Annotated in this window: 25 protein-coding genes; 9 read left to right on the forward strand and 16 right to left on the reverse strand. The window is 63.4% G+C overall.

Annotated features, from left to right (window positions below; all coding sequences use genetic code 11):
- Position 1: 1 nt before the first annotated feature.
- From BHD07_RS20870 to BHD07_RS20880, 3 genes are read right to left on the reverse strand one after another with little or no spacing between them, the layout of a single operon-like run.
- A complete protein-coding gene (locus BHD07_RS20870; protein ID WP_275597858.1) occupies positions 2-886 on the reverse strand; it encodes an NAD(P)-dependent oxidoreductase in 885 nt (294 codons plus the stop codon).
- Positions 887-927: 41 nt separating this feature from the next.
- A complete protein-coding gene (locus BHD07_RS20875; RefSeq protein WP_100673151.1) occupies positions 928-1602 on the reverse strand; it encodes a 4-carboxy-4-hydroxy-2-oxoadipate aldolase/oxaloacetate decarboxylase in 675 nt (224 codons plus the stop codon).
- A complete protein-coding gene (locus BHD07_RS20880; RefSeq protein ID WP_338282925.1) occupies positions 1599-2333 on the reverse strand; it encodes a PIG-L deacetylase family protein in 735 nt (244 codons plus the stop codon). The genes BHD07_RS20875 and BHD07_RS20880 overlap by 4 nt, the downstream gene beginning before the upstream one ends.
- 112 nt (positions 2334-2445) lie before the next feature.
- On the opposite strand from BHD07_RS20880, the gene BHD07_RS20885 reads away from it, so the two are divergent.
- The gene (locus BHD07_RS20885; protein WP_338282926.1) at positions 2446-3684 is read left to right on the forward strand and encodes a LysR substrate-binding domain-containing protein; all 1239 of its coding nucleotides are present in this window, start codon (positions 2446-2448) and stop codon (positions 3682-3684) included.
- Between the two features lie 26 nt (positions 3685-3710).
- On the opposite strand, the gene BHD07_RS20890 is transcribed toward BHD07_RS20885, so the two are convergent.
- Entirely contained in the window at positions 3711-4265 is a 555-nt protein-coding gene (locus tag BHD07_RS20890; RefSeq protein WP_100673153.1) for an RBBP9/YdeN family alpha/beta hydrolase, read from the reverse strand.
- Between the two features lie 164 nt (positions 4266-4429).
- Here BHD07_RS20890 and BHD07_RS20895 point away from each other — a divergent pair, with 164 nt between their 5' ends.
- Entirely contained in the window at positions 4430-5239 is an 810-nt protein-coding gene (locus tag BHD07_RS20895) for a DUF2189 domain-containing protein (RefSeq protein WP_100673154.1), read from the forward strand.
- A 63-nt stretch (positions 5240-5302) separates the two neighbouring features.
- Here BHD07_RS20895 and BHD07_RS20900 read toward each other — a convergent pair whose 3' ends face one another.
- The 7 genes from BHD07_RS20900 to BHD07_RS20930 form a co-directional block, all read right to left on the reverse strand.
- Positions 5303-5608: a PilZ domain-containing protein gene (locus tag BHD07_RS20900; protein WP_100673155.1), complete on the reverse strand. Its 306-nt coding sequence runs from the start codon at positions 5606-5608 to the stop codon at positions 5303-5305.
- Between the two features lie 150 nt (positions 5609-5758).
- Positions 5759-7066 carry an adenylosuccinate lyase gene (gene purB / locus BHD07_RS20905; RefSeq protein WP_338282927.1) on the reverse strand — a complete coding sequence of 436 codons (1308 nt, stop codon included), beginning with the start codon at positions 7064-7066 and terminating at the stop codon, positions 5759-5761.
- A 63-nt stretch (positions 7067-7129) separates the two neighbouring features.
- Positions 7130-7687, reverse strand: a complete 558-nt coding sequence (locus BHD07_RS20910) for a hypothetical protein (RefSeq protein WP_338282928.1) — start codon at positions 7685-7687, stop codon at positions 7130-7132.
- Positions 7687-8424, reverse strand: a complete 738-nt coding sequence (locus tag BHD07_RS20915; RefSeq protein WP_275599837.1) for a DUF2259 domain-containing protein — start codon at positions 8422-8424, stop codon at positions 7687-7689. The genes BHD07_RS20910 and BHD07_RS20915 overlap by 1 nt, the downstream gene beginning before the upstream one ends.
- A complete protein-coding gene (gene rpe, locus BHD07_RS20920; RefSeq protein WP_275597864.1) occupies positions 8421-9101 on the reverse strand; it encodes a ribulose-phosphate 3-epimerase in 681 nt (226 codons plus the stop codon). Before rpe ends, BHD07_RS20915 begins: the two co-directional genes overlap by 4 nt.
- A gap of 62 nt (positions 9102-9163) precedes the next feature.
- On the reverse strand, positions 9164-10171 hold the full coding sequence (locus BHD07_RS20925) for a P1 family peptidase (RefSeq protein WP_338282929.1): 1008 nt from the start codon (positions 10169-10171) through the stop codon (positions 9164-9166).
- Positions 10168-11256, reverse strand: coding sequence for a branched-chain amino acid ABC transporter substrate-binding protein (locus tag BHD07_RS20930; RefSeq protein ID WP_338282930.1), 1089 nt, complete (start codon positions 11254-11256; stop codon positions 10168-10170). The genes BHD07_RS20925 and BHD07_RS20930 overlap by 4 nt, the downstream gene beginning before the upstream one ends.
- A gap of 159 nt (positions 11257-11415) precedes the next feature.
- On the opposite strand from BHD07_RS20930, the gene BHD07_RS20935 reads away from it, so the two are divergent.
- Genes BHD07_RS20935 through BHD07_RS20965 form a run of 7 tightly spaced genes read left to right on the forward strand, consistent with a single transcriptional unit; the run spans position 11416 to position 17186 of the window.
- Positions 11416-11943 carry a flavin reductase family protein gene (locus tag BHD07_RS20935; RefSeq protein WP_338282931.1) on the forward strand — a complete coding sequence of 176 codons (528 nt, stop codon included), beginning with the start codon at positions 11416-11418 and terminating at the stop codon, positions 11941-11943.
- 24 nt (positions 11944-11967) lie between these two features.
- Positions 11968-12897 (forward strand): AAA family ATPase, encoded by a 930-nt coding sequence (locus BHD07_RS20940; protein ID WP_100673160.1) that lies wholly within the window; start codon positions 11968-11970, stop codon positions 12895-12897.
- A gap of 5 nt (positions 12898-12902) precedes the next feature.
- On the forward strand, positions 12903-14165 hold the full coding sequence (locus tag BHD07_RS20945; protein ID WP_338282932.1) for a vWA domain-containing protein: 1263 nt from the start codon (positions 12903-12905) through the stop codon (positions 14163-14165).
- Between the two features lie 43 nt (positions 14166-14208).
- Positions 14209-14541, forward strand: a complete 333-nt coding sequence (locus BHD07_RS20950) for an XdhC family protein (protein ID WP_018095058.1) — start codon at positions 14209-14211, stop codon at positions 14539-14541.
- Between the two features lie 3 nt (positions 14542-14544).
- On the forward strand, positions 14545-15252 hold the full coding sequence (locus tag BHD07_RS20955) for an XdhC family protein (protein WP_100673162.1): 708 nt from the start codon (positions 14545-14547) through the stop codon (positions 15250-15252).
- Positions 15249-16865 (forward strand): NTP transferase domain-containing protein, encoded by a 1617-nt coding sequence (locus BHD07_RS20960; protein WP_338282933.1) that lies wholly within the window; start codon positions 15249-15251, stop codon positions 16863-16865. The genes BHD07_RS20955 and BHD07_RS20960 overlap by 4 nt, the downstream gene beginning before the upstream one ends.
- Positions 16866-16868: 3 nt before the next feature.
- Positions 16869-17186, forward strand: coding sequence for a TfoX/Sxy family protein (locus BHD07_RS20965; protein ID WP_100673164.1), 318 nt, complete (start codon positions 16869-16871; stop codon positions 17184-17186).
- A 15-nt stretch (positions 17187-17201) separates the two neighbouring features.
- Here the strand turns inward: BHD07_RS20965 and BHD07_RS20970 are convergent, their stop codons facing one another.
- From BHD07_RS20970 to BHD07_RS20990, 5 genes are all read right to left on the reverse strand, one after another.
- On the reverse strand, positions 17202-17609 hold the full coding sequence (locus BHD07_RS20970; protein WP_100673165.1) for an NUDIX hydrolase: 408 nt from the start codon (positions 17607-17609) through the stop codon (positions 17202-17204).
- A gap of 10 nt (positions 17610-17619) precedes the next feature.
- Positions 17620-19119 (reverse strand): DEAD/DEAH box helicase, encoded by a 1500-nt coding sequence (locus tag BHD07_RS20975; protein ID WP_100673166.1) that lies wholly within the window; start codon positions 19117-19119, stop codon positions 17620-17622.
- A 199-nt stretch (positions 19120-19318) separates the two neighbouring features.
- Positions 19319-20722: a M23 family metallopeptidase gene (locus BHD07_RS20980; protein ID WP_338282934.1), complete on the reverse strand. Its 1404-nt coding sequence runs from the start codon at positions 20720-20722 to the stop codon at positions 19319-19321.
- Between the two features lie 45 nt (positions 20723-20767).
- On the reverse strand, positions 20768-21595 hold the full coding sequence (locus BHD07_RS20985) for a ferritin-like domain-containing protein (protein WP_338282935.1): 828 nt from the start codon (positions 21593-21595) through the stop codon (positions 20768-20770).
- 17 nt (positions 21596-21612) lie between these two features.
- Positions 21613-22080: a peroxiredoxin gene (locus BHD07_RS20990; protein ID WP_338282936.1), complete on the reverse strand. Its 468-nt coding sequence runs from the start codon at positions 22078-22080 to the stop codon at positions 21613-21615.
- Positions 22081-22428: the final 348 nt, after the last annotated feature.

Below are 22428 nucleotides of genomic sequence, written 5' to 3' on the forward strand. Positions count from 1 at the left end.
CTCAACTGTCCTTCGCCAGGCGGCGTGCGAGCACCGGCACGAAACCGCGATAGCCGTCATTTACGGAGAGCCCCTGATCCTTCATCGCCGCATGAGCGGCAGCGATCGTCTCGCAGGCAGCCCGCGACATGGGGGCGTTCAGTCCGAGCGATTCGATCGTCTCGGCTGCTTCGGTCATCTCTGTCACGCGACGGGCGCCGTGCTCGAAGGTTCGGGACAGGTAATAGTCGGCCACATTCCGCCAGTCGAGGCCGGGAAAGGTCTCCTGGACCGAATCAAGAATGCGCTCGGTAACGCCGGCCCGCTCCGCCGAGGACAGAGCTTCGATCAGCAGGGCCTCGACACCTTTGATCATCACCGAACGGATCATCTTCAGCGACGAAGCCTGGCCCGGGGTATCGCCGACCGCTTCGAGGTTCATGCCGAGCGCGTTCAGGCGCCCCGCCACCTCGACGGCACGCTTGCCCGCGACGAGGATCGGAACCTTCTCGGCATAGGGTGGCACGCGCGCCATGACGGCGCCTTCCACGAAGCTGCCCTTCCCGGTAGCGATCGCGCCGGCTGCGAGGGCCTTGGTGTCCGGCCCGACGGAGTTGAGGTCGATGAAGACCGCCTCGCCGGAAAGATGCGGCGCCGCCGAGGCGGCGACGGCCTTCGTCGCGGCACCGACGACGAGCGACAGGACGACATCCGCGGAAGCAATGCCGGCCACGTCGTCGAGCGGTTCGACACCGAGTTCCGCCGCCCGTGCGCGCAGGGCGTCGGAAGCAGCCGGGTCGTTGAAGCGCAAATCGTAAGCGGCGAGCCGTGCGGCGTTCCGGCCGCCAAGCCCACCGGCGATGGACTGCGCAGCCTCGCCGAAGCCGATGAATGCAATCGTGGTCATTCGTCCTCCCTGCGGAAATGGCTCCTGCGCCATCTCCCGCTTCAATCGATGTATTTCAGTCCTTTGGCTGCGAGTGCGCCGCGCATGTCGTAGATGTCCAGTCCCAGTTCGCCGGCGGCCAGCCGCTCACGCGTCTTGCGCTCCTTCTCAAGCCTCGCGCGCGAGGCCGCGACGGCTTGTTCTGCCTGCGCTTTCGGCACGACCATGACCCCGTCGTCGTCGGCGATGACGACATCGCCGGGGGCCACGGTGGCGCCTGCGCAGACGATCGGCACGTTGACCGAACCAAGCGTCGCCTTCACCGTTCCCTGTGCCGAGACGAACCGTGACCAGACGGGAAAGCCGATTTCCTCCAATTCGCTGACGTCCCGGACCCCGGCCTCGATGATCAGACCGCGCACGCCACGCACCATAAGGGAGGTTGCAAGCAATTCGCCGAAATAGCCGGCGTCGCACAGCGAGGTCGGTGCGACCACGAGAATGTCGCCTTCGCGGCACTGCTCGACCGCCACATGGATCATCCAGTTGTCGGCAGGCGGTATCGAGACCGTCACCGCCGTACCCGCCACGCGCGCCCCGCGCCAGACGGGGCGCATATAGGACTGCATCAGGCCGGTGCGGCCCATCGCCTCGTGGACCGTCGCGACGCCGCACTCGGCCAGGGCATCGACAAGGCTCTGACCGGTCCGCTCGATATTCCGGTGAACGACGCTCATGCCAGCGCTCCATGTCCTAGTGTACCGGTGATATGCGGAAAGACGGCCTCGTAGGCCTCTCCATAGGTGATCTTGTAGTCGGAATTGCGCGAGGCCTGGACGCCTCGCTGGAGGGCGACACGGGTATAATATTCCCAGAGATGCTCTTGTCCCTCCATGCACTTGATCGCCGCCAGTTTCTTCTCCCAGACATCGGTGATGTCGAGCAGCAAGTTTGGCTTCCAATTGCATTGTTCCGGCTGGTGCGGCTCGAAGAGATAGACAGGCGGGGCGCCGAGTACGGGCGTGCCGGGCTTGTGCCCATGCGCCTGGGCTATGACACGCGCATGCTGCGCAAAGTCGGTCGCCATCGGGTGATCGAAGTTATAAGGGTCCTGCCGCGAGTGCGTCAGCATGAACTCCGGGCGTATTTCGCGGTAGAGGTCCACCAGCCGATCGAAGGCTTCCGGCGTCACCTGCATGGGGTAGTCGCCGAGATCGTAGAACAGGATATCGCGAACGCCGAGCGCCTTCGCGGCGTTTTCCGCCTCGCGCCGACGGTCCGCCTTCACGGCCTCGAGAGTCATTCCCGACTTCTTCCAGAGCTTCGCCGACTCGCCGCGCTCGCCGAAGGACAGGCAAACGACTGTGACTGCATAACCCTGTCTTGCGTGGGCGGCGATCGCGCCGCCAGCCCTCCAGACGAAGTCGGCCGAATGAGCGCTGACGACGAGTCCGGTCTTTTGATGCATATCCATGCTCCTTCATTCTTCGGAGTGGACACTGGCATCCGACAGGGCCCGAGTGCTAATACGAAAGCCGAGCCGAGCTATAGTTTTTTTCGAATCTGCCTCCGGAGCACAGATGATCGCAATGGATATCAACATCCGGCATCTGCGGGTCTTCATGCAGGTCTGCGAGACGGGCAGCCTCAACCGCGCGGCCGCCGAGCTGCACATTTCACAACCCGCCGTCTCGGTGGCGCTCGCGGGGATCGAGCGCCGCTTCGGCGCGAAACTCCTGTCGCGCTATGCTGCCGGCAGTCAGCCGACGGCGGCCGGCGAGGTTCTCTTGACGCGGATACGCCGCATGGAGAACCAGATCGCATTGGCGCTGACCGAGCTCTTCGGCATGAGTTCGCAGCGCGATCCGACGCTGGTCGCCAAATGTATCGCGCGAATAACCTTTCGGCAGATCGAGGCGCTGATCGCCCTTTCCGGCAACGGTTCCATCACCGAGGCGGCGCGCAGCGGCGGCGGCTCGCCGGCGGCGCTGCACCGGGCATTGCATGACCTGCAGACCAATATCGGCAGGACCATCCTCATGCGCAGCCCGGCCGGCGTTGCGCCGAATACATTAGGCCGCCGCCTCGCGATGCGCTGGCAGGTGGCCCTCACCGAACTGGAGCAGGCGCTGGATGAAATCCGCGAAATCGAAGGGCGCATGGAGGGGCGGATCAAGATTGCAAGTCTTCCGCTTGCGCGCACCCTGTTGATTGCGCGCGCCGTCAACCCCCTTATGGCGGAGCACCCGAATGCCCGGGTGGAAGTCATGGATGGCTCCTACGAGGCTCTGTCGCAGCAGTTGCGCACCGGCGCGAGCGACATTCTGATCGGAGCGCTGCGTTCGGGCAACGACCTCGAGGGGTTGCGGGCGGAGCCCCTTTTCGAGGACCCCTACGCTGTGGTCGGACGATTCGGGCACCCGCTTCTCAACAGCAGCGGAAAGGGTGCATCACTTGACCAGCTCGCCGCCCAGCAATGGGTCGCCCAGCGTCCCGGCACGCCTATACGCGCCGCCTTCGATGCGCTTTTTGCTGGTTGCGGGGACGCGCCAAGGGCGAGTATCGAGACGAGCTCGCTCGTTCTCACGCGTGCCATCATTCTGGAAAGCGACCGGCTGTCGATGCTCTCTCGCCGCCAGATCGCCATCGAGGAAAGAGAAAATCTCCTTGGCTGCATTCCGGTCGCCGATGAGGTGCGCAGCCGGCTCCGGACGCGCACGATCGGTGTCACCGTTCGGGAGAACTGGTTGCCGAGCAGGCTTCAGAAGACCTTTCTCGAATACCTGCGTGTGGCGGCAGCGGGTCTCCGCCAGGCGTGAGTTGCGGCGTCCAACGCTGACGTGTCCTACGCCCGCAGGCGGCTCAGGAACTGGGCGAAGACCATCGAACCTTCCGGCCAGGGGCCGTGGCCGGACTCCGTATTGATGTGGCCGGCGTCGCCGGCATCGACGAGCAGCGATCCCCAGGCGTTGGCGATGTCGCCGGCGTGCTCGTAGGAGCCGAAGGAATCGTTGCGGCTGGCCACCATGATCGACGGGAAGGGCAGGGGATCGCGCGGATAGGGGCCGAAGGTCATCAGGTGCTTCGGCCGGATATTCGGGTTGGCGACGTCCGGCGGCGCAACCAGGAATGCGCCGGCAATCTGCCGCGTGCAGTGAGGCAGTGCGTGGATCGCCGTGGCAACGCCGAGCGAATGCGCGACAATGACGACCGGCTTCTCTGCGGCATTGACCTCCTCGATCATGCGCGCCACCCAATCCTCCCGCACCGGCTTCGACCATTCTGCCTGCTCGACGCGGCGCGCGGTCGACAGTTTACGCTCCCATCGGGTCTGCCAATGGTTCGGGCCCGAGTTGGTGTAGCCGGGAACGATGAGGATATGTGTTTCGGAAACCTTCATGATCGTCGCGATTTGAAGTCGAAAAAGGCCGAAGTCAAGGCGGAGGCGACAGAGGCGGCATTTTCTGTATAATCACACTCACAGTCGCGGTTCGACAGCGGCCCATCTTTTAACACCACTGTCGCGGGTCCGTGGCTGCTCTGGTTCGTTGAGGAGTGTGAGCCATGACAACCTTCCATGTTCTGTCGGGGGCAGATCCGACCGTCGCGCATCCCGGCATACGAAAGATTGGCATTGCGGATGTGTTCGACGCGTTGCGTCTCGGGCTGGATGACTTCCGGGAAAAGCCGTCGCATTATGTTTTTCTGTGCCTCATATATCCAATCGCCGGCGTCGTGCTGATGACGTGGAGTGCGGGAGCGAACATGTTGCCGCTGCTCTATCCGCTCGCTTCCGGCTTTGCCCTCATCGGGCCTGTTGCCGCCATCGCCCTCTACGAGGTCAGCAGGCGTCGCGAACTCGGCATGGACGCGCGGTGGCCGCACGCAATGCGGCTGCATCGCCATCCGGCAATTCCCTCGATCCTCGCGGTTGCCGCTGTCCTCTTCGTCATCTTCGTCGTCTGGCTGCTGGTCGCCCAGGGTCTTTATCTAACCATCTTCGGTTCGACGCCTCCGGCTTCGATCTCGGAGTTCTGGACCAGTGTGACCACCACCGAGCAGGGGTGGAACCTGATCCTGGTCGGCAATCTTGTCGGCTTCGTCTTTGCCGTCGTCGTGCTGTCGATAAGCGTCGTCACCTTCCCGCTGCTCCTAGATCGCGACGTCGGTGCGCTGACGGCGATGGAAACATCGGTCAGAGCGACGCTCGCCAATCCGGTGCCGGTGGCCCTATGGGGCTTGATCATCGCCGCCGGACTGGTGATCGGCTCCATCCCGGTCTTCGTCGGCCTTGCCGTCATCATGCCGATCTTCGGCCACGCGACGTGGCATCTCTACCGCAAGCTGGTGGAACCGGCCGGTCCGGCGCGATAGGTCTCCCGCTCGAGCGGGGAGTTGGGAGCGACCGCCTCAACATCCCGCTCGGATCGCCACTGATCAGCGAAAGAACTTGTAATAGGATGAGATCTGGGCTGCCGTGTTCGAGGACAGGTTCAGCTTGATGCCGATCCTGTCGCCGCGGACCCAGCGCACCATGCCGGAGAGAAAGCCGAGCTCCTCGCTCCGGATCGTCACTTCCTGACCGGTGCGCGCGCCGATATCGAAGAACAGCCTGAAGCAGATGCCTTCGTCGGAAAGATCGACCACAATCCCGTTGGTCGAACCCGTCTTGCACGTGACGGTCCCGGTTATCTTCGTCTTTTCGCGCGAAGAGGCGCGCTGAAGGCTGTCCTTGTAAACCATGGTTTTCTCGAAACCTGATTGCGACAGGCGCAAGCTTCACATGGAGCACCTAAAGGACCGCTAAAGACTTCGCCCGCATTTGAACGAAGGACGTCAAATGCGGGCCATGGAAAACGTGCGCCATTCCGGGATCAGCGGTTTCCGTTCTACCTAGACGGAACCGAAAACCCGCCGGAAGATCGTGTCGACGTGCTTGGTATGATAGCCGAGGTCGAATTTCTCCCGGATGTCCTCTTCGGAAAGAGCTGCACGGACTTCCGTGTCAGCGAGCAGTTCTTCGAGGAAGTCCTTGCCCTGTTCCCAGACCTTCATGGCATTGCGCTGTACGAGCCGGTAGGCATCCTCGCGCGAAACACCGGCCTGGGTGAGGGCGAGAAGAACACGCTGCGAGTGAACAAGTCCGCGGAACTTGTTCATATTCTTCAACATATTGTCCGGGTAGACGAGAAGCTTGTCGATGACGCCGGTCAGCCGGGCCAGCGCGAAATCGAGCGTGACCGTCGCATCCGGACCGATCATGCGCTCGACCGACGAATGCGTGATATCGCGTTCGTGCCACAGGGCGACGTTTTCCATGGCCGGAACGACGAAGGCGCGGACCATGCGGGAGAGTCCCGTCAGGTTCTCCGTCAGCACCGGATTGCGCTTGTGAGGCATGGCGGAAGAGCCCTTCTGGCCCGGAGAGAAATATTCCTCCGCCTCCAGGACCTCGGTGCGCTGCAAATGCCGGATCTCGGTTGCGAGACGCTCGATGGAGGAGGCGACGACGCCGAGCGTTGCGAAATACATCGCGTGGCGATCGCGCGGGATCACCTGGGTCGAGACGGGTTCAGCCTTGAGGCCGAGTGCTTCTGCCACATGTTCCTCGACGCGGGGATCGATATTGGCGAAGGTGCCGACCGCTCCGGAAATGGCGCAGGTCGCGATCTCCTCGCGTGCAGCGAGAAGGCGCTGCTTGCAGCGGTCGAACTCCGCATAGGCAAGCGCGAGCTTGACGCCGAAGGTCGTCGGCTCGGCGTGAATGCCGTGCGAACGGCCGATGGTTACCGTGTCCTTGTGCTCGAAGGCACGCCGTTTCAGCGCCTCGAGCAGCTTGTCGAGATCGGCGAGCAGGAGATCGGTCGCGCGGACGAGCTGAACGTTGAAGCAGGTGTCCAGCACGTCGGAAGAGGTCATGCCCTGATGGATGAAGCGGCTGTCGGGGCCGACGAATTCCGCAAGATGGGTGAGGAAGGCGATGACATCGTGCTTGGTGACGGCTTCGATCTCATCGATGCGGGCGACGTCGAAGGTTGCCGCGCCGCCCTTTTCCCATATGGTCTTTGCAGCTTCCTTGGGGATTACGCCGATTTCGGCCAAGGCGTCGCAGGCATGCGCCTCGATCTCGAACCAGATGCGGAACTTGGTTTCCGGCGACCAGATGGCCACCATTTCCGGCCGGGAGTAACGGGAGATCATGGGCTTCAAGCTTTCGTCGAGAGTGGAGGATGGCTGTGCCTCTATCAAAGATGGCGGTGAAGCTCAACGCCGTTGCCGCGCGTCCGATCGCGCGAGCAGCAGACTCGTTGCCACGAGCGCGACGGCACCGAGCGGCAGATAAAGGCGAACGCCAAGGACCAGAAACTGGTAGAAGGCGGCCAGCGACGTGAACGCGAACTGGAACATCCAGGTGGGAGTGCCGGTCGTCGCATGCCACTGCGCATAGAAAGCGCGGTAGTCGAGCGCGAACAGGAATGCCGTCGTTCCGATCGTGCCGGCGGTGAGACACAGGAAAAAGGCCGAAAAGCGTGTCTCGACCGGTCGGTTCTGCGACAGGCAACGGGCGGCAAATAGCGAGAGCGGCCATGCGATGAGGCCGCCCCACGCGTAAAGCGCGAGGATGCTTTTCAGGTGGAAGGTGGCGTCATTTTCCCGCCACCAAAGTGCAAGCCACGCCGAGAGCGCCATCGCGAAGCCCCAGCAGAGCGCGCCCAGGATCGCTTCCGGCAGGCTCGGAACCGAATGCGCGAGACGGAAGCGCTTGGGCCGGTCCAGGTCTGCTATGAGCACCTTTGCCCGGACCGCGGCCTTCCCCTCCATCAACCGGGAATCCGCACCGGTACCGCGATCCAGCGGCCGTCGGTGGTGCCCTCAAAGCCGAGCGACTCGACCAGGATCATCACTGCATGGACCTCGGAGCCATCGGCCTTGACATGGGTCACGACGCCGCCGATGCGGTAGCTCGTCGGGCAACGCCGGCTCAGTGGGATCCGCTGATCGTCTTCGAGTATTTCCGCTGCGGGTTTTCCGGCCTTCTCGGTCATCGTCAGACGGAAGCCTTTGACCTCTTTCAGAAAGCCCTCGCAAATCCCTTCCGGTTCGAAGACCTTCTCTTCGAGCTTCAGCGTATAAACCTTGCGGAACGATGCATCGGCGGGAAATGAGGAATAGGTCAGTGTGCGCGGCTCTGCATCGAGCTCGGTCACAGGATTATAGGCGGCGAGCACTCCCGGCGTGTGGTGGAGACGATAGGCATCGATGAGCGGCGCAGAGCGCCTGTGCGCTTCACCGCGCGCCGTGTGCAGATCGGCTCCGTCCTCTTCCGCAACGGCGCGCACGGGAGCGCCTGGCAGGAAGGCGTCGGTATTGGTGTCGAGAACGTAGATCGTCGAATAGGGAAAGCCGGAGCCGTCCTGGATACCGTATTCCTCGAAGGCGAAGACATCGCCATCCGATGAAAAGCCGATCGGTTGGAAGGCGGCATAGTCACCGGCCGCGGCACCGGACGCGGCAAGCATCGCCACCATGATGCCGGCAGTGGCTGCGCGCGCCTTCATCCGCGTGCCTTCTCCGCCTGTGTGCGGAGCAATTCGATGGCGCTTCGATACGCATCGACGGAATCGCCCTTGAAGATGGCGGAGCCGGCGACCAGCACATTGGCGCCCGCTTTCGCTGCGACGCCGGCCGTATCCGGCGCGATACCGCCGTCCACCTCGATCTCGATCGGGCGACTGCCGATCATTGCCTTGATCCGCCGGATCTTCTCCTCCGTCGCGCCGATGAACTTCTGGCCGCCGAAGCCAGGATTGACCGTCATCACGAGAACGAGATCGACGGTGTCGAGGACATATTCGATGGCGCTTTCCGGCGTCGCCGGATTGATGGAGACGCCGGCTTTCTTTCCGAGCGACTTCACAGTCTGCAGTGAGCGGTGCAAATGCGGGCCTGCTTCGGCATGGACGGTTATGATGTCGCAACCGGCCTTCGCGAAGGCTTCGAGGAAGGGATCGGCCGGCGCGATCATCAGGTGGCAGTCGAAGGTGGCCCGGGTGTGCGGGCGCAGCGACTTGATGACGTCGGGCCCGAAGGTGATGTTCGGTACGAAATGTCCATCCATGACATCGAGATGGATCCAGTCTGCGCCGGCTTCGGCGACGTCGCGAACCTCCTGGCCGAGTTTGGAGAAGTCGGCCGCCAGGATCGACGGGGCAATGCGAATTGGGTGGGTCATCATCGGGCTCCGGCTCTTTCCCGCGCCATAGCATTCTCGGGCCTCCCGAACAACCGGCGCGAAGATCAGGAGCGTGAGGACCAGGCAGGTATCAGATCGTCTCCGGCATCTCGTGCATCATGGACGCCGCGCGCGATCGCACGGGCCATCGTGGCGGCTGCCGCGGCGCTGAGATCGATGAAGTCCTGAAGCAGCGGCGTCTTTCCGCTCGTGCCCGTCGAAAGCGCGAAGACCAGATCGCCGTCAAGGGGCGTATGAGACGGCCACAGGGCACGCGAAAAGCCGTCATGGGCCGCGATCGCCAGACGCTTGGCCTCCGCCTTGGTGAGCAGCGCATCGGTGGCTATGACTGCGATGGTCGTGTTCGTCCCCGACGCTTGCCGCTCCCGAAATTTGAAGCGCGGGGTAGCGGCGTCCTGCGGCCAGGGCGTGGGCTGGCCCAGCCCGCCGAACTCGTCGTCCATCTCGAAGGGTGCAGCCCAGAAATGAGGTGTGTCGCCGACGGTCGCGGAGCCGACGGCATTCACGGCCACGAGGGCGCCGACAGTGATCCCATTGGCCAGCACCGTCGACGCGGAGCCGAGACCGCCCTTGAAGGTCGCCGTAAGCGCGCCCGTGCCTGCGCCGGTGCTGCCGGTGCCGAAGTCCGCCGATACCGCTCGCGCCGCTTCGTAGCCGAGATCGCGATACGGAGCGTAGCGTCCCCAATCCTTGTCGCCGCCATTTGCCAGATCGAAGAGGATCGCCGCGGGCACGATCGGCACACGATGCGGGCCGACGGCGAAACCGCGCCCCATCTCGCGCAGCGCCGCCTGAACGCCCGAGGCGGCATCGAGGCCGAAGGCCGAGCCACCGGAGAGCACGATCGCATCGACCACCTGGACCGTATTGTGGGGCGCAAGCAGCTCGGTCTCGCGCGTACCGGGAGCGCCACCGAGAACCTGAACGGCGGCCGTCGCCGGCGGATCGCAAAGCACGGTCGTAACCCCGGATTTCAGCCTGACATCCTCAGCATTGCCGACCAGCAATCCGGGCACGTCCGTGATGAGATTTCTGGCCCCTTTCCGCATCATTCCATATTGTCCGTAGCGGTTGCATCGACGAAACGCCCGTCCTGCCATCGCATCAGCCTGTAAGGGGTTTCGGCAAGCTCGTGCGCATTGTTGAACCCGATCGGCCCGAGCACCGTCGAATAGGGTCCTTTCGTCAGGGCATCGGCAAGCGAGCTGCCGTCTTTTGCCGCCTGGTCCTTTGCCTGCTCGAGGAGCGACACTGCGGCAAAGGCGGGCAGAACATATCCCTCGGGCTCGATCTCGGCGGCGCGCATGGCCTTTGCCACCGCCGCAGCCTCCGACGATCGTGCGGGGTCGGGTATCGTCATGGCAAGGACGCCGTTCTCGAGCGGCACGTCGAGATCGGCAGCGTTCAGCGTGTCGCCGCCAAAAAGGGTTATCGGGACGTTTTCCGCTTTCGCGTCACGCGCAATCACCGCCGTATCGTTGCGATCGCCTCCGGTGAAGACATGCGTTGCACCGCTCTTCGCCAGTCGCCGAACGAGGCTCACCTGCTGCTCCTGCGAGGGGCGGTAGGTGTCGGTGAAAACCGGCGTTATGCCGATCTCGGCCAACCCGTTGCGCACGCTTTCGACAAGCTCGCGGCTGTGGATCGTCCCGTCGTCGATCAGAGCGAGCGGCCTGCCTTTCCAGTTCGCGACGATGGCATCGGTGATCGCCGCCGCTTCAGCGTTGCCGCCCGGCGCCAGGCGATAGAACGGCCACTCCTTCTTGAGTGCGTCCTCCATGAGGATGTCGGAACGGACGCTGACGGTGATCGCTGGAATGCCGGCTTCGGCCAGGGCCGGGAGCGCGGCCTCAAGGCTCTCGGTGCACAGAAAGCCGATCGCCGCTTCAGCGCCGCTTGCGAGCAGGGCCTTCGTCAGCGCCTCGCCGCCGGCAGGATCGCAGGTTTCGTTGATCGGGATCACCTGGCTTCCGCGGTCGCCGGCCTGGAATGCTGCCCCGGCAGAAATCTGCCTGCCGAGGGAGGCGAAAGGCCCTTCCTCGGGAGCCACGACCGCGACCTTAACGCCGGCGGCGAAAGCAGGACCGGTCAGCGCAAGTGCAGCGACAAAGAGGCTGGTGGCGATTGATCTAGGCATGTCATTTCCCGCTATCGACCGCCATGTTTTAAGGATGTGGGCGCGCCCGTCAAAGGAAAAGATCGAGGTATAACGAGGCTTTGTCGCCGCATCGATTGCAAGCGCCGCTGATCCGCAAGATTCTCGCATCGCCGGGTTTCATATTTTCCGCGAGAGTCTATGTATGTGCGAGATATCGTTCCGGAGCGAGATGTGTTGGAGAAGACCCGGCTGGACCCGATAACCTACCGTGATGCGATGAGCCGCATGTCGTCGCATGTGCAGCTGATCACGGCGGCCGATGGCAAGGAGCGGCGTGGCGTCACGATCACCGCGTCCTGTTCGGTATCGGACGATCCGCCGACAGTGCTCGCTTGCCTCAACGCAGCCAACCGGCGCAACGACATCTTTTCGCGTGGCGGCAGTTTCGCGCTGAACCTGCTCGGCTCCCAGCATCACGCCCTGGCTCACGCCTTTTCTGGCCGCGACCAGCTCGACATGGAACGACGTTTTGCCCTCGGCCGGTGGACGCAGCGCACGACCGGTGCACCCATCCTCGTCGAGGCGATCGCTGCCTTCGACTGCCGCCTGATCGAAGTCAAGGAAGTGGCCACACATCTCATCCTTATCGGCGAGGTCGTGGATGTGCAGCTCGGCCCGAAGCAGCCACCGCTCATTTATGTGGACCGCGGATATCACACGCGATAGGTTTTCGTCCACGCGGGAGGAAGCATGGCGAGACAGGTGACAGGAAAGCTGCCTCAGTCCATCGACGAGACGAGGGCGATGCTGGAGGCGCAGGATTATCTCGCCGGAACCGCGCTTGCGACCGTTCTCTTCCTGGCCCTCAGGATGAAGCGCCCGCTATTCCTCGAAGGCGAGGCCGGCGTCGGCAAGACCGAGATCGCCAAGGTGCTGGCGCGCGCCCTCGACCGACCCCTTATCCGGCTTCAGTGCTACGAGGGACTGGACGTCGCCTCGGCCGTCTACGAATGGAACTATCCCGCCCAAATGCTGGAAATCCGCCTGTCGGAAGCGGCGGGCACCGTCGACCGCCAGAGAGTGGAAAGGGACATCTTTTCCGAGCGGTTCCTCATAAGACGGCCGGTGCTGCAGGCGATATCGACGACGGCCGGGCGGGCGCCGGTGTTCCTGATCGACGAGCTCGACCGCACCGACGAAGCTTTCGAGGCCTTTCTCCTGGAGGTGCTTTCCGATTTCCAGGTCACGATCCCCGAGCTCGGGACGATCAGGGCCGACGAGCCGCCGATCGTCATCATCACCACCAACCGGACGCGCGAAATCCACGACGCCTTGAAGAGGCGCTGTCTCTATCACTGGGTCGACTACCCCAGGGCGGCGCAGGAACTGGAGATCATCCGCCGCAAGGTCCCGGGCTGCAACGCGGCGCTTTCGCGCGAGATCGTTGCCTATGTTCAGAGGTTGAGGGCGCTCGACCTCTTCAAGAACCCCGGCGTCGCGGAAACGATCGACTGGGCCACGGCACTCACGGAGCTCGACGCGCTGGCGCTCGATCCCGAGACGGTCGCCGATACGCTCGGGACGCTCCTCAAATATCAGGACGACATCGCCCGGATCGAAGGTGCCGAAGGCCGCCGCCTGCTTGCCGAGGTGAAGGCCGAATTGCTGGCGCAGGGCTGAGCAGGATGACCGCCGGAGCCCATGCGAATGATGGAAGGCTCGCCGATAATATCGTCTTCTTCGCCCGTGCCCTCAGGCGGACGGGACTGCGGATCGGTCCGGCCGCCATCGCCGATGCGATCGGTGCCGTGAAGCTGATCGGCATCGGCTCCCGCGGCGAATTCTATGCAGCGCTCCAATGCACCTTCGTCAAGCGGCATGAAGACCAGGCCGTATTCGACGAGGCTTTCCGGCTGTTCTGGCGCTCGCCGGATCTGGTGAACAAGATGATCGCGCTCATGTCGCCCATTGCCATGCCCCGTTCCGGGGAGGATCGGCGTCGGCGCGCCGGCGAAGAACGCGTCCGTGATGCGCTTCTTGCCGGCCGGGATGGCGCGCAGCAGCCAAGCGAAGCGCCGGAGGTGGAGGTCGACGCACGCTACACGGTCTCGGGGCGCGAACTCTTCCGCAAGGCGGATTTCGGCCAGATGACGGCCGCGGAGATCGCGGAGGCAAGAAAGGCATTGTCCGCAATCCTGCTGCCGCTCGACCGGGTACGCACGCGCCGCTATCGACGGTCCCACCGCCCGGTGCGGATCGATCCGCGCTCCACCATGCGAGATGCCATGCGGTTCGGCGGGGACTTCATCCTGCCGCGCTTTCGCGAGCCGCGGCTCGTCCATCCGCCATTGGTCGTGCTTGCGGACATTTCCGGATCGATGAGCAAGTATACCCGGATATTCCTCCATTTTCTGCACGCCCTGACCGAACAGCGCCATCGCGTCCATACTTTCCTTTTCGGGACGCGGTTGACGAATGTCACGAGGCAGATGCGCAACCGCGACCCCGACGAGGCGCTGGACGACTGCATCGCGGCGGTCAAGGACTGGTCGGGCGGCACGCGTATCGGAGAGACGCTTCACGAATTCAACCGCCGTTGGTCGCGCCGGGTGCTCGGGCAGGGGGCCGTTGTCCTCTTGATGACCGACGGGCTCGAGCGCGACGATACGGCCGAACTGGAGATCGAGATCGATCGCCTGCATCGCTCCTGCCGCCGTCTCGTCTGGCTCAATCCGTTGCTGCGTTTCGACGGTTTCGAGGCGCGCGCCCGAGGCGTCAGGGCCATGCTTCCGCATGTCGACGAGTTCCGCCCGATCCACAACCTGGAATCCGTCGCCGATCTGGTGAAATCGCTGTCCGGGCGCGGAGCGCGCGATGCCGATCCGCGGCGCTTCCTGAACCATGGACGGCCGGCCGTTGACCGCGCGCCGGCGAATGCGTCACAGTGATGTGACAGGATCATCGCCTGAGTGCAATTTTCGGAGTTGCAGCATGCAGAACGAGCCGAACATCCTCGATCCTCTGGAGGTGGCCGAGACCTGGCACGGCCAAGGTCGCTCCGTGGCTCTCGCGACCGTGATCGAAACCTGGGGTTCGGCGCCCCGTCCCGTCGGCAGCCATCTGGTGATCGACGGCGAAGGCAATTTTCAGGGTTCCGTTTCCGGCGGCTGCGTCGAGGGCGCGGTTATTGCGGAGGCGGCCGAGGTGATTGCGTCCGGTACGCCGCGGGTTCTCGAATTCGGAGTGGCCGATGAGACGGCTTGGCGCGTCGGCCTTTCCTGCGGTGGCCGAATCCGCGTCTATGTCGAACGAATTGACGGCTGAACGATGGAACTGAGCACACTGCAGACACTTAATCTCGCCCGTGCGTCGCGGCGCGCCGCCGTCGTCGTCGGCGATCTTTCGGACGGCAGCAGTCAGGCTTTTGTCGAAGGCGATCGCATTCCGCCCGAATGGGTCGCGTCCGTCTCCGAAGCGCTGCACTCGGGCCGGCCCCGTCTTCTGAAGGTCGAGGAAAGGGCGTTTTTCATCAACGTTCATCTGCCGCCCCCACGTATCGTCGCGATCGGCGCGGTTCACATTTCGCAGGCATTGGCGCGTCTGGCGCCGGTCGCAGGTTTCGACATGGCGGTCATCGATCCGCGTACCGCCTTTGCAACGGCCGAGCGTTTCCATGGCGTCGAGCTTCTTGCAGACTGGCCCGAAGACGTTCTGCCCGCTCGACCGCTCGACCGCTATACGGCACTCGCCGCTCTCACGCATGATCCGAAGATCGATGACTATCCGATCAGCGCGGCGCTGGAAGCGGGATGCTTCTATGTCGGCGCGCTTGGCAGCCGCAAAACCCATGCGGCTCGGACCGAACGCCTGCAGGCGCAAGGGGTGCAGGGGGAGGCGATCGCACGTATCAAGGCCCCGATCGGCCTCGATATAGGTGCCGCGAGCCCGGCCGAGATTGCGGTTGCCGTGCTGGCGGAAATCATCGGGGCGCTGCGGCGTCGCGACGTGAACCTGCCGGTGGAGGGGGCCAAGTGAGGTTCGGACCCGTGCGGCTCGCCGATGCCGAAGGCGCTCTCCTGGGCCATTCGGTAAAGATCGGCACCATGAAACTGGCGAAGGGGCATCGCCTGAGCGCCGACGATGTCGCGGCACTTGCCGAAGCGGATCTTACGGAAGTCATTGTCGCGAGGCTCGAGCCGGACGACCTGGCGGAGGACGAAGCCGCGGCGCGCATAGCTGCGGCAATCGCCCCGGATCATCTGCGATTCTCGCGGGCTGCCACGGGCCGGGTCAACGTCTATGCTACCGTTGCCGGTCTTTTCGTTGCCAATCGCGCCGTCGTCGATCAGCTGAACCGTATAGATCCGGCGATCACGCTCGCCTGCCTTGCCGATCATGTTGCCGTCGACGCGGGCGACATGGTGGCTACGATCAAGATCATCCCGCTGGCGGTACAGCAAGCGCTCGTGGAGCGAGCGCAGGCACTGCTTCGGGCGGATCTGGCCTTCGAAGTCAAGCCGTTCACGCCGCGGCGCGCGGCCCTGGTGGCGACCGAGCTGCCTTCGTTGAAGGGCCAGGTGATGGACAAGACGCGCGCCGTTCTCACCGCAAGGCTCCTGCAATCCGGCAGCCGCCTCGATAGCGAGCAACGCGTGGCCCACACCACCGAAGCGGTCGCCGCCGCGATCTCGGACGCTGCCGTTTCGCACGACCTGATCATCGTCTTCGGCGCTTCGGCCGTGGCTGATCCGGACGATGTGATCCCTGCCGCCATCCGGCGCGCGGGCGGCGTCGTAGAACACGTCGGAATGCCGGTCGACCCGGGCAATCTGCTCGTGCTCGGGCGGCTAGGGGATATTCCGGTCCTGGGTGCTCCCGGATGTGCACGAAGCCCGCGAGAAAACGGCTTCGACTGGATTCTCGATCGATTGATCGCGGGCGAGTGGCCGAGCAATGCCGACATTACCGGGCTCGGCGTCGGCGGATTGCTCAAGGAAATCCCGACGCGTCCGCAGCCTCGGGAAGGCACCGGCGGCAAGCGGCCGGGTCCCGTCTGGATCGTGGTGCTCGCAGCCGGCCAGGCGAGCCGGATGGGGCCGGATGGCCGCCACAAGCTGCTTGCGGAGTTCGAGGGCATGCCGCTCGTGCGCCGGTCGGTGGAAACCGCCATCGCCGCGGCTCCGGGCAGAGTGATCGTGGTAACAGGGCATCGGGAGGCGGAGATCCGGGCGGCACTCGCGGGGCTGCAGGCCACATTCGTCTCGAACCCCGATTACCCGAGCGGGATGGCGGCTTCGCTGATTGCGGGTCTCTCCGCCCTCGATGCCGACGCCGGCGGGATGCTCGTCATGCTTGCCGACATGCCGGGCATCACTTCGGCACACCTGGCGAAGTTGATCGCTGCCTTTGAATCCGAATCCGGCCGTGCCGTGGTGCGTGCCGTCGCCGACGGGCAGCGCGGCAACCCGGTCATTCTGCCGAAGGAGACCTTCCATGCCGTCCGTCAGCTCGTCGGCGACGTCGGGGCGAGGCACATCGTCGAGCGCTGCGGCTTGCCGGTGATCGACGTCGAACTCGGTGCTGCGGCGCGTCTTGATCTCGACACGCCGGAGGCGATAGTGGCTGCAGGCGGGCTATTGAGGGATTGAGCGATGGACAATGCGGCAATCGAGGAGATTTTCGAAACACTCGGCCCGGTCAAGATTCGCCGCATGTTCGGCGGCAAGGGCATCTATTTCGACGGCATCATTCTTGCGTTGGAAGTGAACGGCGAAATTCTTTTGAAGGGCGATGCCGAATCGGCGCCGGCGCTCGAGGAAGCAGGCGCGCGGCAGTGGACCTATGAAGGCAAGGGCAAGCCGGTGAAAATGCCCTATTGGAGCATCCCCGAGCCGGCTTGGGACGACCCGGATGAAATGGCGCGCTGGGTTGGACTTGCCTATGCGGCCGCGCTCAGGGCGAAAAAGTAGGGTGAGTGGCGGGGTTCAGGCGAGCGCCCGCACCGCATCAGCCGCAAATCGGGAGAGAGGCTGGGGCAGGGCGGTCAGGTCGAACCAGCGGATGTCGGAGAGCTTGTCCGGCTCGGTGAGACGCGGCTCGCCGGAAAAATTTTCCGTCACATAGATCAGCGAGATCCAATGTTGCCGATCGGCTTCGATCATCTGTTCGCTGATGCATAGAAAGCGGGTCGAATGGATGGAAAGGCCACTTTCCTCCTCCGCCTCGCGTCGAGCCGCATCCTGCGCGAGCTCCATATGATCGACTTTACCGCCGACGATGCTCCAGTGACCGGCTTCCGGCGCCTTCAGGCGTCGGCAAAGGAGGATCTTTCCATCCCGCAGGATTGCCAGACCGCAGCCGAGACCGGGGAAATCGATACCGGGCAGTGCCATCAGCGGAGAATCAGGCCTTGCCCATGATCAGCATGAAGGCCGGAATGTCGTCACCGAAACCGACCGGCGTCGGACCGTCGTCATGATCGCGGCGGTTGCGCTGGCGACGGTCGCGATTGTCGTCATTGGCTGCATTCTGCGCGCGGCCGGGACGGTCGCTACGGCCGTTATGACGATCCTTGCTGTCGGCATTGCGTTCGATCTTCACCGCGTCGACCCTTTCCGGGACTGTTTCGAGTTCTTCTGTATTATTGCCTGAAGCCGTGACAGGTTTGCGATCGGCGTGAACCTTGCCGGGACGCTCCCTCTTCCGATCCTTGCGCCCGTCGCTGCCGCGGTCGCGACGGCTGTCGTGGCTCTCCATCGGCTCGGGCAATTCCGAAAGGTCGCCGTTGAACCATTCGACCTTCTGGCCGATCAGTTTCTCGATGGCATCGGAAAACTTCGTCTCGCGCTTTGTGATGATCGTGAAAGCGGCGCCGGAGCGGCCAGCACGGCCCGTTCGGCCGATGCGGTGGACATAGTCTTCAGCGTGGATCGGCACGTCGAAATTGAAGACATGGCTGACGTCGGGAATGTCGAGCCCTCGCGCCGCGACGTCGGAGGCGACCAGAAGCTTGATGTTGCCGTCCTTGAAATTGGCGAGCATGGCCATGCGTGAACGCTGATCCATGTCGCCGTGCAGCGCGCCGACCGAAAAGCCATGGCGATCGAGCGAGCGGAAGAGTTCGGCGACATCCTTCTTGCGATTGCAGAAGATGATCGCGTTCTTCAGGTCCTCCTGGGACCGAATGAGTTCACGAAGCACCGCGCGCTTCTCGTAATCCTTGCCGTGTGCGGCTACGAAACGCTGCGTAACGGTTATGGCCGTCGAGGACCGGCGCGCCACCTCGAGCCGCTCCGGATTCTGCAGGAAGCGATCCGCAAGCTTCTGGATTTCGGGCGGCATGGTCGCGGAGAAGAACAAGGTCTGGCGCGTGAAGGGAATGAGCTTCGCGATTCGCTCGATGTCGGGAATGAAGCCCATGTCGAGCATGCGGTCGGCTTCGTCGATGACGAGGATCTCGACTCCGGTCATCAGGAGCTTGCCGCGCTCGCAATGGTCGAGCAGGCGGCCGGGCGTGCAGATCAGCACATCGGCGCCACGCTCGAGCTTGCGGTCCTGCTCGTCGAAGGAAACTCCACCGATCAGAAGCGCGATGTTGAGCTTGTGATTCTTGCCGTATTTGTCGAAGTTCTCGGCAACCTGCGCAGCGAGTTCGCGCGTCGGCTCGAGGATCAGCGTACGCGGCATGCGTGCGCGTGCGCGTCCCTTTTCCAGAAGGGTCAGCATCGGCAGCACGAAGGATGCGGTCTTGCCGGTTCCGGTCTGGGCGATGCCGAGAATGTCGCGGCGCTGAAGCGCCGGCGGGATGGCACCAACCTGAATCGGTGTCGGTATCGTGTAGCCCGCATCGGTAACTGCGGAGAGAACTTTCTGGCTCAGGCCAAGGTCAGCGAAATTGGTCAAAGGGGAAACTGTTTCCGTTCCGGTTCTGATGAACTCTGATCGATCGTTGGAAAATGCAGCAGCATGTGGCGGCGCTCATACGACCAAAGGCGCCGAAAGTCAAGAAATCCAGCACGTTGAAACACTGGAAGTTGAATCCGCCCGATTCTCATGCTTTTCGCGTCAGGCGCGGGAGAGGTAGCGGCCCGCACGCCCATTGTCAATCGAGATAGCCGGCGAGCTCCGTTCCGGCCCTCAGGAAGCGCGCCGGATCGACGGCGTGCCCGTTCAGGCGAACCTCGTAGTGAAGATGCGGTCCCGTCGACCGTCCGGTACTTCCCGACTTGGCAATGACCGCGTCTGCCTTCACCACATCTCCGACATCGACCAGAATTGCCGACAGATGTGCGTAGCGGGTCGAGACGCCGTTGCCGTGATCGATTTCGATCATGTTTCCATAGCCGCCCGCAGAACCCGCGGCCGTTACGGTGCCATCGGCGGTCGCGCGGACTCGCGTGCCGGTCGGTGCGCGAAAGTCCGTCCCCGCGTGCAGCGCCGGACGGCCGAGAAACGGATCCAGCCGATTTCCGAAGCCGCTGGAGACATCGGCTGCCGGTGCCGGGCTGGCGAGAGGAAGTCTTTTTGCTGCGTCACGGGTCTGCTCGAGCTCAAGGAGAGCAGTGTCGAGACCGACCAGGAACCGATCGAATACGTCTCCGTCCTGCGGTTCGACGAAGGGACCGCCGACACCGGCTTCCGCGGCCGTATCCGTGGCGAGCGCTTCGTCGGCTGCGGGAAGCGTGAAGCCGGTATCCTCCACGATAGCCCTGATCGTCGCGGACGTCCTTAGTGCGCTGTCCGTCATCTGCCGGAGATGCGCCATCTGTTCGCGCTCCACGCCCTTAAGCGAAAGCGTAACATTGGAAAACACCCGGTCGGCCCGGTCGGAAGCGCTTTCGCCATCCACATTCCCGGAGGAGACGGGTGCATAGCCGAGTACGGCGGAGCGGGGAGGCCGGTCATCATCCTTGCCGGCAATGCCCATGATCGTCTCGATGGCCTTGACGCCGCTCCGAGCTTCTGCGCGCCCGTCATAGGCCAGCGGTTCCGTCGCCGGCAAAGTGTTTTGCTGTCCGGCATGATCAAGGGCCGTACCGTTTTCCGGGAGTGCGCCGAACTGGCCGCTTCTCGAGGTCAGTGCCAGCTGCCGCTGCAGAAGCTTCTCGACCTTCTGCTCGACAACCTGCTGATCCAGCAATTGCCGGCTCGTGACACGGTCAACCTGCGCTCGCAGTGCAGCGATCCGGTCCTCGTATTCATGCTGCATGCGCGCCTGCCGTGCGATCGTTCCGCCGATCAGATCGTCGCGAAGCACCAGATACGTGGTTGCGGCAAGATATCCTGTGCCGAACATTCCCAGGAAACAGATGGCCAGGGTTGCCATCCATGGGCGGACAGTCATGTGCCGGACCCTGTCGCCGCTCGCCAGGATCAGGACGTGACTTTGCCTGCGTTTGCCGAAGGCGTTTACCGAACCAACAGACACCACATCACCCCCGCCGATGCGCCCCAGTTTGCGCGTCAATAGACGCGCTGCGCCGTAGTTCGCGTTGCTCGACGGCAATTACACTTTGTTAGGGTTAATAAAGCGTGTGTGCGAGACGCTATCTCAGATGTTGGTGGAGGCGGTCATCGATCGGTAGAAGGAGGGGGTCAATCCCGCCTCCGCCCGGGCAATGTCGTTGAACGGGGGTTTGAGCGGTCCCCGGAAATTCGCCCGCACGAGCGTTTGAAAGGTGGCCGCGGGGTCCTTCTTCTGCCGGGCGCAGAGAAAGCGGAACCATTTCGCTCCGACCGCGACGTGGCCCTTCTCGTCTTCGTAGATGACGTCGAGGACGGCAGCGCTCTCATCGTCGCCGGTCTCCCGCATCTTCGCACGCAGTGCCGGAGTCACATCAAGGCCGCGGGCTTCGAGAATCAGCGGAACGACGGCCAGGCGGGCGGTCAGGTCGTTGCGCGTGTCGTGCGCCGCCTGCCAGAGGCCGTCATGGGCGGGAAGGTCGCCATAATCTGCGCCGAGGTCGTTCAGCCTTTGCCGTACCATGCGAAAATGCTTGGCCTCTTCGAAGGCAACCTGCATCCAACCGTCGAAGAAGGAATTCGGCACCGGCTCCGATGCAAAGCGGGCGATGATGTCCAGGGCCAGATCGACGGCGTTCAGTTCGATGTGGGCGATGGCGTGCAGCAGAGCGATCCGCCCTTTCAGCGAGCCGAGCGAGCGCCGCTTGACCTGGGTCGGTGGCGTCAGAACGGGTCTTTCCGGGCGGCCGGGCCGTTCGGGCACGGCGCGGTCCAAAGGCGAGCGCAGGGACAGCGTTCGCGCCTGCCAGCGCCGCGCCGCCTCCTGCGCAAGCTCGGTCTTGACGGTAAGATCGGCGGCACGGATCGCTTCGACGGCGGCGCCGCGCAGGCTGTGGAATTGCGGAAGTCGCGTCATGGTCTTGCCGTATCTGCTCAAAGCGCCTTTGCGGCGGCCAGAACCTCGTCGGCGTGGCCGGGGACTTTGACCTTTTCCCAGACGCGGCTGATCACGCCCTGCCGATCGATCAAGAAGGTGGTCCGCTCGACGCCCATGTATTTGCGGCCGTACATGCTCTTCTCGACCCACACGCCGTAGGCGTTTGCCACAGCCTTGTCCTCGTCGGCGCCAAGGGCGACCGTAAGGTCGTGTTTCTTGGTAAAACGATCGTGGCTCTTGGCCGAATCGGGCGATATGCCGACGAGCGCAATCCCCGCTTCCTGGAATTCCTTCTGCAGAGCCGAGAAGGCGATAGCCTCCTCCGTGCAGGCTTTGGTATCGTCCTTCGGGTAGAAGAACAGAACGATCGGCTTTCCGCGCAGCGCAGCGAGCGAGATCGAACCGCCGCCATCACGAGGGAGTTCGAATTCCGGGGCGATATCGCCTTGTCCCAATCCTGCCATGATCAAACCTTTCTTACGTCACGTTTTGTGGGCATTCCGCGGTTAATGCATGTCCCAAAATCGTGCAGCGTCTTCGGGATCGAATGCAGTGCGCTTGAGGCATATCGGAGATCGCCGAAGTCCGTCCAGAAGAGTTGTGGTAGATTTGACAGGTGCCGGACGGCTTCGTAGCTACTGTATGATCCTTTAACTCGGATTCGAGTGGAGGTGAAATCGTGCTGGCTCAATGCCACAAGCGATCTTGCGCGAAAGGGGAAATGGCTAGTCCTCTCGCTCCCGCGAGAGGCGAAGCATGTTGATTTGGTTGGACGAGTATCGATCTAAATGGGGCGAATGAAAGACCCGGCC

Source organism: Sinorhizobium sp. KGO-5 (assembly GCF_036245905.1).
In the GTDB taxonomy this organism is placed as follows: Bacteria; Pseudomonadota; Alphaproteobacteria; order Rhizobiales; family Rhizobiaceae; genus Sinorhizobium; species Sinorhizobium meliloti_A.

What these genes read in the sequence shown, in the direction of transcription:
- BHD07_RS20900 (WP_100673155.1), bottom strand. Translation starts at nt 5,608, where the DNA reads ATGGTTTACAAGGACAGCCTTCAGCGCGCCTCTTCGCGCGAAAAGACG.
- BHD07_RS20885 (WP_338282926.1), top strand. Translation starts at nt 2,446, where the DNA reads ATGATCGCAATGGATATCAACATCCGGCATCTGCGGGTCTTCATGCAG.
- BHD07_RS20985 (WP_338282935.1), bottom strand. Translation starts at nt 21,595, where the DNA reads ATGACGCGACTTCCGCAATTCCACAGCCTGCGCGGCGCCGCCGTCGAA.
- BHD07_RS20945 (WP_338282932.1), top strand. Translation starts at nt 12,903, where the DNA reads ATGACCGCCGGAGCCCATGCGAATGATGGAAGGCTCGCCGATAATATC.
- BHD07_RS20950 (WP_018095058.1), top strand. Translation starts at nt 14,209, where the DNA reads ATGCAGAACGAGCCGAACATCCTCGATCCTCTGGAGGTGGCCGAGACC.
- BHD07_RS20970 (WP_100673165.1), bottom strand. Translation starts at nt 17,609, where the DNA reads ATGGCACTGCCCGGTATCGATTTCCCCGGTCTCGGCTGCGGTCTGGCA.
- BHD07_RS20910 (WP_338282928.1), bottom strand. Translation starts at nt 7,687, where the DNA reads ATGGAGGGGAAGGCCGCGGTCCGGGCAAAGGTGCTCATAGCAGACCTG.
- BHD07_RS20935 (WP_338282931.1), top strand. Translation starts at nt 11,416, where the DNA reads ATGTATGTGCGAGATATCGTTCCGGAGCGAGATGTGTTGGAGAAGACC.
- BHD07_RS20870 (WP_275597858.1), bottom strand. Translation starts at nt 886, where the DNA reads ATGACCACGATTGCATTCATCGGCTTCGGCGAGGCTGCGCAGTCCATC.
- BHD07_RS20895 (WP_100673154.1), top strand. Translation starts at nt 4,430, where the DNA reads ATGACAACCTTCCATGTTCTGTCGGGGGCAGATCCGACCGTCGCGCAT.
- BHD07_RS20990 (WP_338282936.1), bottom strand. Translation starts at nt 22,080, where the DNA reads ATGGCAGGATTGGGACAAGGCGATATCGCCCCGGAATTCGAACTCCCT.
- rpe (WP_275597864.1), bottom strand. Translation starts at nt 9,101, where the DNA reads ATGATGACCCACCCAATTCGCATTGCCCCGTCGATCCTGGCGGCCGAC.
- BHD07_RS20955 (WP_100673162.1), top strand. Translation starts at nt 14,545, where the DNA reads ATGGAACTGAGCACACTGCAGACACTTAATCTCGCCCGTGCGTCGCGG.
- BHD07_RS20890 (WP_100673153.1), bottom strand. Translation starts at nt 4,265, where the DNA reads ATGAAGGTTTCCGAAACACATATCCTCATCGTTCCCGGCTACACCAAC.
- BHD07_RS20930 (WP_338282930.1), bottom strand. Translation starts at nt 11,256, where the DNA reads ATGCCTAGATCAATCGCCACCAGCCTCTTTGTCGCTGCACTTGCGCTG.
- BHD07_RS20925 (WP_338282929.1), bottom strand. Translation starts at nt 10,171, where the DNA reads ATGATGCGGAAAGGGGCCAGAAATCTCATCACGGACGTGCCCGGATTG.
- BHD07_RS20875 (WP_100673151.1), bottom strand. Translation starts at nt 1,602, where the DNA reads ATGAGCGTCGTTCACCGGAATATCGAGCGGACCGGTCAGAGCCTTGTC.
- BHD07_RS20880 (WP_338282925.1), bottom strand. Translation starts at nt 2,333, where the DNA reads ATGCATCAAAAGACCGGACTCGTCGTCAGCGCTCATTCGGCCGACTTC.
- purB (WP_338282927.1), bottom strand. Translation starts at nt 7,066, where the DNA reads ATGATCTCCCGTTACTCCCGGCCGGAAATGGTGGCCATCTGGTCGCCG.
- BHD07_RS20965 (WP_100673164.1), top strand. Translation starts at nt 16,869, where the DNA reads ATGGACAATGCGGCAATCGAGGAGATTTTCGAAACACTCGGCCCGGTC.
- BHD07_RS20915 (WP_275599837.1), bottom strand. Translation starts at nt 8,424, where the DNA reads ATGAAGGCGCGCGCAGCCACTGCCGGCATCATGGTGGCGATGCTTGCC.
- BHD07_RS20940 (WP_100673160.1), top strand. Translation starts at nt 11,968, where the DNA reads ATGGCGAGACAGGTGACAGGAAAGCTGCCTCAGTCCATCGACGAGACG.